The organism is Nitrospira sp. (assembly GCA_016788885.1).
Lineage (GTDB): Bacteria > Nitrospirota > Nitrospiria > Nitrospirales > Nitrospiraceae > Nitrospira_A.
Window position 1 is genome coordinate 1 of record JAEURX010000062.1, and the last position, 7,667, is coordinate 7,667.

Consider the following 7,667-nt stretch of genomic DNA (forward strand, 5'->3'; position numbering starts at 1 on the left):
GACTCAGCCCGACCATACGAGCAGGAGATGGTTTCCAAGATCCACTCGCGTGACATCGCCCTGTTCTCCTGTGACGCTTCGGCTTCTTGACTGGACGCGCGAGATATGGCACAGCCTTTCTGCGAGAATCAGCTTATTCCAGGTCAAGAGATGCCGAGCTACACACTCTACGGGAGGTACGATCTATGGGTAGCATTCTGCGGATAGTGCAGGTCGGCGTGTTGGGTGTCGCCGTATCATCCTGCGCTCCCACTCCGTTGCCGTTGCATACCACCATGGATCCCTTGAAGGTGAGAAAGACCTCCCTGACTGCCACGCTGGTGATGCCGGAATCCCTCAAGAATGCCACACCACGGAAAGAGGTGTCGTGTGCCGGAACCTTCGATGTACCCATCGGAGTCGAACTGGAAACGGGGATGACGCAAGCGTTGTCGCAGGTCTTTGAGTCGGTCGATGTCGTTGAGGAGAAACGTCTCGCAACGCACAGTGACGTGATCATTGAAATGGCCATTCCCGACCTGCAGGCCGAGGGGCACTGTACGCTCCGAAGAACTTTGTACGCGACTGGACCCTTATATTTCGTGTTTGCGATGTTTGATCCCTCGGATACCTATGAAGGGCGTGTGGATCTCAGCGGGACCGTCACGGGCAGCGCAGGCCAACAACTCCTCGCCGGAACGTTCAATTCAAAGACACACACCAAGAGCACCATCACGACCGACCGTCTCAACAGAGCGTTTGCGGTCGAAACCGTGTTCCGTGAGTCGTTGATCGATACCATCCAGCAACTCATCCGCACCTTGGTCAAGTCACCGGAATTCCACGAGTACGCCGACCGGCGGAATGCCAAACCAGTTCAGCCTTGATTGATGCGAGATAGACAGTCCATGGCCTGCTGCCGGCTCCAACGACGCCGATCAGATGCGAACCTACTCTGTGACTGTTCGAGTGCAGTGTGAACTGGAAGACCGAGGAGGTAAGACATGGCGAAGCACATCGTGTTTTGTGCCGATGGTACCTGGAACAATCCTTACGAAGATGAAACCGCTGAGCATCCGGCGAATCCGACCAATGTCTATAAACTGTTTCTGTGTCTTGCCGGCTCGCTCTCGCTCAACTCATTGCTGAATTCCGATGAACAGGAAAAAGAGCTCATTGAAGATGGTCAGACGTCGCTCATCGCGAAATACATTCATGGCGTCGGAGATTCGCGCAATCTCCTGAATAAACTGCTCGGCGGTGCATTCGGCGCGGGCGTCATTTCTCGTATCGTTCGTGGGTATACGTTTCTCTCCAGAAATTATGCACCGGGCGACGGCCTTGTGATTGTCGGCTTCAGCCGCGGCGCGTATACGGCACGCGCGCTGGCCGGTCTCATCGCATCGCAAGGCCTCCTGAGCCCACAAATTGTCCAAGATCAAGAACGCGCCTATCGGTGCGGCGCACAAGCCTGGTATCGGTACCGTCGAGCCACGATCGTCAATCCGTTCAGCCTCGCCCATCTTGCTGAGGTGACGAGCAACCTCCCGGCTTTTGTTTCCAGTGGCTCGCTGAAGAACGGGGATTTCACTGCGGTCGACCGCCTCGCTGCCGTCGCGGTCTGGGATACGGTCGGGGCGATGGGATTTCCGGACTATGCGGGCAAGGGTAATCGTGTGGATGCATTTAAGTTTGTGGATACCCGGTTGAGCCAGAAAGTGGGCATGGGCTTCCATGCAGTGGCCTTGGACGAACGACGCAATGACTTCAAACCCACCCTCTGGGATCCTGCGCCCAATGTCACTCAGCGACTGTTTCCCGGAGCACACGGCGATGTCGGAGGCGGATATCCCGAGGCCCACAATGAGAGCGGCTTGTCTGACGGGGCCTTGAACTGGATGATGGGAAACCTCGCGCAGATCGGCATGCCCTTCCTCCCGTCGCTTCCTTGCGCGATCACGCCAAATCCGGAAGGTACGGCCCATAAGCCCTGGGAGCATCCGCCGTGGAATCTGCCGGGTATCTCATTGGGGCCGAGAAGCTTTCCTGCAGGGCTGCCACAAGACCTTTCCATCGCAGCACGCATGGCGGCAGCGTCAGTCATCGCCGAGCCAGGAGAGCCCCCGATGCGATATCAACCCACCAATCTTCCCACCTGAATTCAGTCGTCCGTTTGGTGGTCCATACCGGACTGAGACAACAAAGGCGAGAGGTCTCATCCTGCGATACAGAACACCCGCGTCCTGAAAAGGCTGGTGTCGACCGTTCGATTCTGTCCCAGAGCACCATGAAGAACTGACGGCGCGAGAGGCCGTTCCCTACCCGATCCGCCCATTTTCCAGAACTCAGTTTCGAGGAGAGCGCTTGCTCGAAGTACCGCTCACTGATTCCCCTGGCAGAGCGAAGATGGTCCGATCGCAAGGCGGTAGGCATCCGAGTGGTAAAACTCCGGCAGGATGAAGGAGAGCTCGCTCCCTGAGACCGACAGGAGTTGATTGATCGTGACCACCGGCGTCTCAAGAGGCGCCGAGCCCACATCAGGAATGCGCTCGGCACAGACATGCACGTCCTCGCCTTGTACGGGGACGACCGTTCCTCGGCTGTTCCTGATGATCACTCTGGTTTCTTCGCTCGAAGAGTCCCCATATTTGCCTACGAGCAGCCGCAACGTGCCGGCAGGCCCGTCCAACGCCGCGAGGGCGTGGAGCGTCGGGCTGTCCGTCATCGTAAACACCCGCACACCACGCATATCCGCATACGTCTTATAGATATGCCAGCCTGGCCGTGTTGACCGGCGGTCGACATAGAGCAATCCATCCAGCGTGGGGTTATCACAGGTGTTCTCCACACTATCTCGACTCGTGTCCTGGGGATCAGGCCAGCAGGCACGCATGGCGCTTCGGATGTTGGCCCGCTCATACGCAGCAATGACGGCTGCGGTGTACCCGGCGATGGTCCAGGACTCCTGCCCCAATATTTCATTGACCGAAATGGGTCGGACCAGACCGCGCGCACTCAAATAGTTCCGCAGATCTTCCACATACCCTAACGCACCGCTTGGATCGCCGTATTCATGGTAGGCGACCATATCGGGGAATACGCCCTGCGACTGACTCCACTCCAGAAACGGCTTGAGCAACCGGTATCGGCTCACACTTGGCCCCACGATCTTGGCGCTGGGAATACGCTCCTTAATGCGCCCAAACGCGAGGCGCCAGCCTTCCTTGAGACGCTCGTTGTCATTCAAGGGAAGTGCCGCGAGATCCGGTTCATTGTAGATATCCCATAAAACATTGAGCCTGCGCTCGAGGACTTGATCGATGATGCGGTCGACATGGGTCAACCAGGGCGCATAGTTCCCGTCGAGGCCGATCTGGTTGATATCAAAAATCTGGAGGGCAAGATGGTGAAATACCAAGCCGAGGGTGAGCTGAAATTCCGTGACGCCGACCCGCGCAAGCCGATCGTAATTGCTCAACACATATCCGGCATTGCCTCGAAAACTCGTGGGCTTCAACGGCTCGATCAGGTTCGTCGGAGGCTCTGTCGGCTCGATGCTCACCAGATACCCGTTGGCTCGGTGATTCATCGGCCCTTGCTCGACACTCACATCCACCACGATGGTGCCGGCCTCGCTCCCTGACAGCAAGCACAGCACGAGCCCGCCAGTCGAGAGGCCGATCAAGACGGAACGCAGAACTGTGACGCATCGAACCATATGGCCTCGGTATGCTGGAGTGCAGGAGAGGTGGTTGTACTGCGGGCCAGGCAGCTTGGTCAAGCGTGTGTGGAATGACTCAGGCGGCGCAGAGCGCGCGCCAGCCGGAAAGACGAGGCAGTAACTGTTCGCGCGACAAATACGCGTGGTCCACGCCGGCCAAATCAGCCTTGCCGGCCTCACCGTGAGCCTGTTGCTCGGCAATGGCGTTTCCGACATGGACGGCCGTCACAGCGGTAAACCCGGAGGCCTGACACTCGCCGGGATGCTGATGGAACGCCACCGCTTCGATGATCCCGTCGCCCAGCCCCCAGAGTCCCAGCAGATAAGCGCCCACATGGGCATGGTCCGCACCGAAGACCTCCCGCTCAGCAGCCCAATCAGGCGACGGCTTCGTGCGCATCAGATCGAGCACCCGCGCATAGTCATCCGGCTTATTGGCGGCCAGCACCAACACCCCAACGTCGTGCAACAACGCCGCAGTAAACGCCTCATCAATCACCTGCTGACTGGCACCGGCGTCCTTAGCGATTCGCCGTGCGCAGGTACCGGTGAGCATGGCGTGCCGCCACAGGGCTTCCAAGGAAAAAGACGGAAGCCGGCCTTGCTCAAATTGCGCAAACACCTGGCTGGAAAGGACGAGCGACTTGATCGTATCGAAACCGAGGAGGGCCACGGCTTGCTCGGGATCGGACACGTGGGTGCGGAGTCCGAAAAATGCCGAATTCACGAGCTGAAGAATCTTGGTCATCATCCCGAGATCTTTGGCGACGATACGAGAGGCTTTTTTCAGCGATGCCTGCGGAGCCTGCATTTCCTGCATGAGGTCCTGATAGATCGACGGAAGACTGGGGAGCACCTTGATTTCACCCACCAAACTCCGGAGCGCAGGATTCGCCAGCATCGCCCGCAACGTCTCAGCCCGCGCGATGGTGGTTTTCAACAAGGCCAGGTCCACCGGCTTCTGAAGAAAACGATGGGCCACGGCTGCGGAGCGCACATGATTGACGGGACTTTGGTCGCCGGAGAGCACGATCCGGATGGTCTGCGGGGAGAGCGTGCGAACCTCGCTGAGGAACTGCGCGCCGTCCATGACCGGCATGGTCATGTCTGACACCACGACGTCACAGGGCGTCTCACGGATCACGGTCAACGCGGACGCGGCCGACGGAAAGAACTGCATGTCCCACTCGGATTGCATGGGAGCCAATGCCCGTCGAAGATGCTGTAATATCTCCGGCGCATCGTCCACAAAGATCACTCGGCGCATCACCTACTCCTTACGAAGGAAAGGCCCTCGTCTCTTCTTCGGTCGACCGAGGTCTGATCTTGAGGGCGCCAGCAGGCTCAGGGCGCGGGCGTCGAGTCGCAACAGGCTGGAGAGGAACGCTCAGCAGGTGAGTGAATGGATACCGGGTTAGTTGCGGTCCAAATCCCAGCTGACGATGTCCGCGTTTTTGCCATCGCCGCCGAGAGTACCATCGGCACCGAACGAGAGAATCTCAAATTCCGCCCCCTGCGAAGAGGGAACGGTGTATTTATAGGGAGCACCCCACGGATCAACCGGCACCTTGGGCAGGTATCCTCCCGCCTTCCAATTCGGCGCGGCGGGGCCCGCTGCGGGCTTTTCGACGAGCGCCTTCAATCCCTGCTCAGTCGAAGGAAAATTGCCATTGTCTAGTTTGTAGAGCTGCAGCGCGCTCTCAATGTTTGAGATCTGCGCCTTGGCGGCAGCCCGCTTCGCATCCTCCGTGCGACCCATGACCCGAGGGATCAACAGCGTGGCCAGAATGGCCAGGATGACCACCACAATCATCACCTCGATGAACGAAAAGCCTCCGCAGAGTTTCAAGCGCTCGATAGGACCGACGTCGCACCCCGCCGCCTGACGGATACGTCGGTTCACTGCCTTTCTGCCATCGCGATGCCATCCCATAGACGCTCCGCTCCTTCTCAACCCATTCCGACTTCACCAACTCACGCGCGATTCACGTGACTCGGAATTGTAACAGGAACTTCGACCGGACTGTAGTTGATTTCCCTCAGGCCACTCGACAGTCATCGTCGGCCCATCCGGTCAGGTCTTTAGATCGGACGAGGGTCGCCATCAAGTCCTGGCCACCTGGTACAGCATGATTCCCGGCTTCAATTGCGCGCGCGGCAAGACACTTTGATGCATGCGAAACGTGGAGAGAGACGCCACCGGCATCATGGCCTGCAGCTGCAACCCCGCAGAACGGCACCCATCTCCTACCGATGCCGGCCCCACAATGAAGGCCACCGCTCCGGTGGTCAACCGACCAGCGAGGCGCTGCATTCGCCTCGCGATCGCAGAAAGATCGCCGTACTGTGTGAACGGTGTCCATTCGTAGGCAAGCTGATACCCTGCCTCCTCCTCGCCTGCCTCCTCGGACTGGGGACGCATCGTCATGTGCCTCAACCAATCCAGCCGCTGCGCACGAGCCAGCAGGTTCCATAACATCTGGGCTTGCCGTTGGGCAAACGCCGGATGCTCGTACACCACGGTATAGGCACGCGGACGATCATGACCGATGCATGTCACGATTGCACTATCGAAACCGGTGATCAACACGCGCCCTGCGCCTGCCACCCGAGCCGCCAACACGCGATCCTGCTCGAGCAGGTCCTGCAGATAATCGGCCACAAAAGGCTGCGTAGCCAATTCGCCGATCTCTTGCTGGTCGTCGGGATAGAACAAGACCGCGCCGAACGCCTCCTCCGGACTGACTCGCGGGACGGTCCCGCTGAACACGGCCGTCCAGTCGGACGGGGGCTGGACTGACGGGGGCATCGACGGGCCGGTGACATCCCCCCACCGAGACGGCCATGGAAACGCCTTTCGGCTCGCTCGATCGATCAGGAGCAACCGATCCCTTTCAACCACCAATCCGCGCTGGCAAGGGGCCATCCCCTGCCGGTCGAACGGCTGATAGGACAGGCCGGCCTCGTCATCCGAGCAGGTGGCTTTCAGGACCCGGTGACCTTGGACCGTCACGCAGAGATGCTGCTCCGTGTCGATATGTCGCCTGGGGGGATCAGGCACCGGTATCCAGGTCACGAGATGCGAGCGTGGCGCATCCATAAACACCGGGAAGGGATCTGCGCCTCCAGGGAGTTGCGGGCAAAAGAAATTGCTGAAGAGCCGGTACGCCGCTTCAGAGGGATAGGTCGGGATGCCACGATACCGCAGAGGCCGAGGTGCAGCGGCGTGACGATTTTGATCGTCATACAGCCCGCGGATCAGTTCAAACAACGCGGAACCGGTGCCGGGCAAAAGCGACAAAAATAATTCCACAACCGGCAGAAAATCGATGGCGTCCCAGTGCATGGCCCCCATACAGGCCATGAACACCTTGCTGTCAAAGGTCCCATCCGGCAAATGGTAGATGGCATCTTTGCGGTGCCGGATCGTGGCGGTGCCCTTCGCATCAATCGTCATATCCTGGTCGCTGTAAAAACACCGCACTTCCTCGAGCGGAACCCACATCGCCTGGGCCGCCATGTTTCGAAGATCGTCGGCCCGAAGCCGTTGCCAGCCTGGCTTTCGGGACAAATCCAGCGTCATCCGGTTCACGAGCCCGCTGGGAATCAGCCCGACCCAGGCCCCCCAGTCGAGATGCACCCTGGCACGGAGAAGGGACAGTCTCCCCTCAACCATTCCCCATTCGCATTCATGTAACGGATATCCGTCTGGGTCGGTCGCGAGGATTCGACGACCGTGGCTGCCGTAGACCATGAGGTGGCCGGTCTGCTGCCGCAGCATGGAGACGGCAGCAGCCGACACATGCGGCTCGTCGGCAAGATTGGCGGGAAAGGTGAGCGTACCGGGACGTCTCAGAATGTCTTGCAGTGAGGGCTCAACCGGCATTTATTCGCGGATTTGCCCGCTCCCCAGCACCACAAACTTGGAACAGGTCAACTCTTCCAGTCCCATCGGGCCTCGCGCATG

6 protein-coding genes are annotated in these 7,667 nt (G+C 59.2%); 2 read left to right on the forward strand and 4 right to left on the reverse strand.

Features of this window, described 5'->3' with window-relative positions; genetic code table 11:
* Nucleotides 1-185 precede the first annotated feature (185 nt).
* Nucleotides 186-866: a hypothetical protein gene (locus JNL86_16365; protein ID MBL8044483.1), complete on the forward strand. Its 681-nt coding sequence runs from the start codon at nt 186-188 to the stop codon at nt 864-866.
* Nucleotides 867-983: 117 nt separating this feature from the next.
* Nucleotides 984-2,138 carry a DUF2235 domain-containing protein gene (locus JNL86_16370; protein ID MBL8044484.1) on the forward strand — a complete coding sequence of 385 codons (1,155 nt, stop codon included), beginning with the start codon at nt 984-986 and terminating at the stop codon, nt 2,136-2,138.
* Nucleotides 2,139-2,359: 221 nt separating this feature from the next.
* Here the strand turns inward: JNL86_16370 and JNL86_16375 are convergent, their stop codons facing one another.
* The 4 genes from JNL86_16375 to JNL86_16390 all read right to left on the reverse strand — a co-directional run bounded on the left by JNL86_16375 (nt 2,360) and on the right by JNL86_16390 (nt 7,586).
* Nucleotides 2,360-3,697, reverse strand: coding sequence for a hypothetical protein (locus tag JNL86_16375; protein MBL8044485.1), 1,338 nt, complete (start codon nt 3,695-3,697; stop codon nt 2,360-2,362).
* Nucleotides 3,698-3,776: 79 nt separating this feature from the next.
* Nucleotides 3,777-4,967 carry an HDOD domain-containing protein gene (locus JNL86_16380; protein MBL8044486.1) on the reverse strand — a complete coding sequence of 397 codons (1,191 nt, stop codon included), beginning with the start codon at nt 4,965-4,967 and terminating at the stop codon, nt 3,777-3,779.
* 147 nt (nt 4,968-5,114) lie between these two features.
* Nucleotides 5,115-5,633, reverse strand: coding sequence for a type II secretion system major pseudopilin GspG (gspG, locus tag JNL86_16385; GenBank protein MBL8044487.1), 519 nt, complete (start codon nt 5,631-5,633; stop codon nt 5,115-5,117).
* Nucleotides 5,634-5,804: 171 nt separating this feature from the next.
* Nucleotides 5,805-7,586: a hypothetical protein gene (locus JNL86_16390; GenBank protein MBL8044488.1), complete on the reverse strand. Its 1,782-nt coding sequence runs from the start codon at nt 7,584-7,586 to the stop codon at nt 5,805-5,807.
* Between the last annotated feature and the right edge of the window lie 81 nt (nt 7,587-7,667).

Excerpts from the sequence above, each read along its gene's own strand:
- JNL86_16365 (MBL8044483.1), top strand. The coding sequence starts at position 186 with ATGGGTAGCATTCTGCGGATAGTGCAGGTCGGCGTGTTGGGTGTCGCC.
- JNL86_16370 (MBL8044484.1), top strand. The coding sequence starts at position 984 with ATGGCGAAGCACATCGTGTTTTGTGCCGATGGTACCTGGAACAATCCT.
- JNL86_16375 (MBL8044485.1), bottom strand. The coding sequence starts at position 3,697 with ATGGTTCGATGCGTCACAGTTCTGCGTTCCGTCTTGATCGGCCTCTCG.
- JNL86_16380 (MBL8044486.1), bottom strand. The coding sequence starts at position 4,967 with ATGCGCCGAGTGATCTTTGTGGACGATGCGCCGGAGATATTACAGCAT.
- gspG (MBL8044487.1), bottom strand. The coding sequence starts at position 5,633 with ATGGGATGGCATCGCGATGGCAGAAAGGCAGTGAACCGACGTATCCGT.
- JNL86_16390 (MBL8044488.1), bottom strand. The coding sequence starts at position 7,586 with ATGCCGGTTGAGCCCTCACTGCAAGACATTCTGAGACGTCCCGGTACG.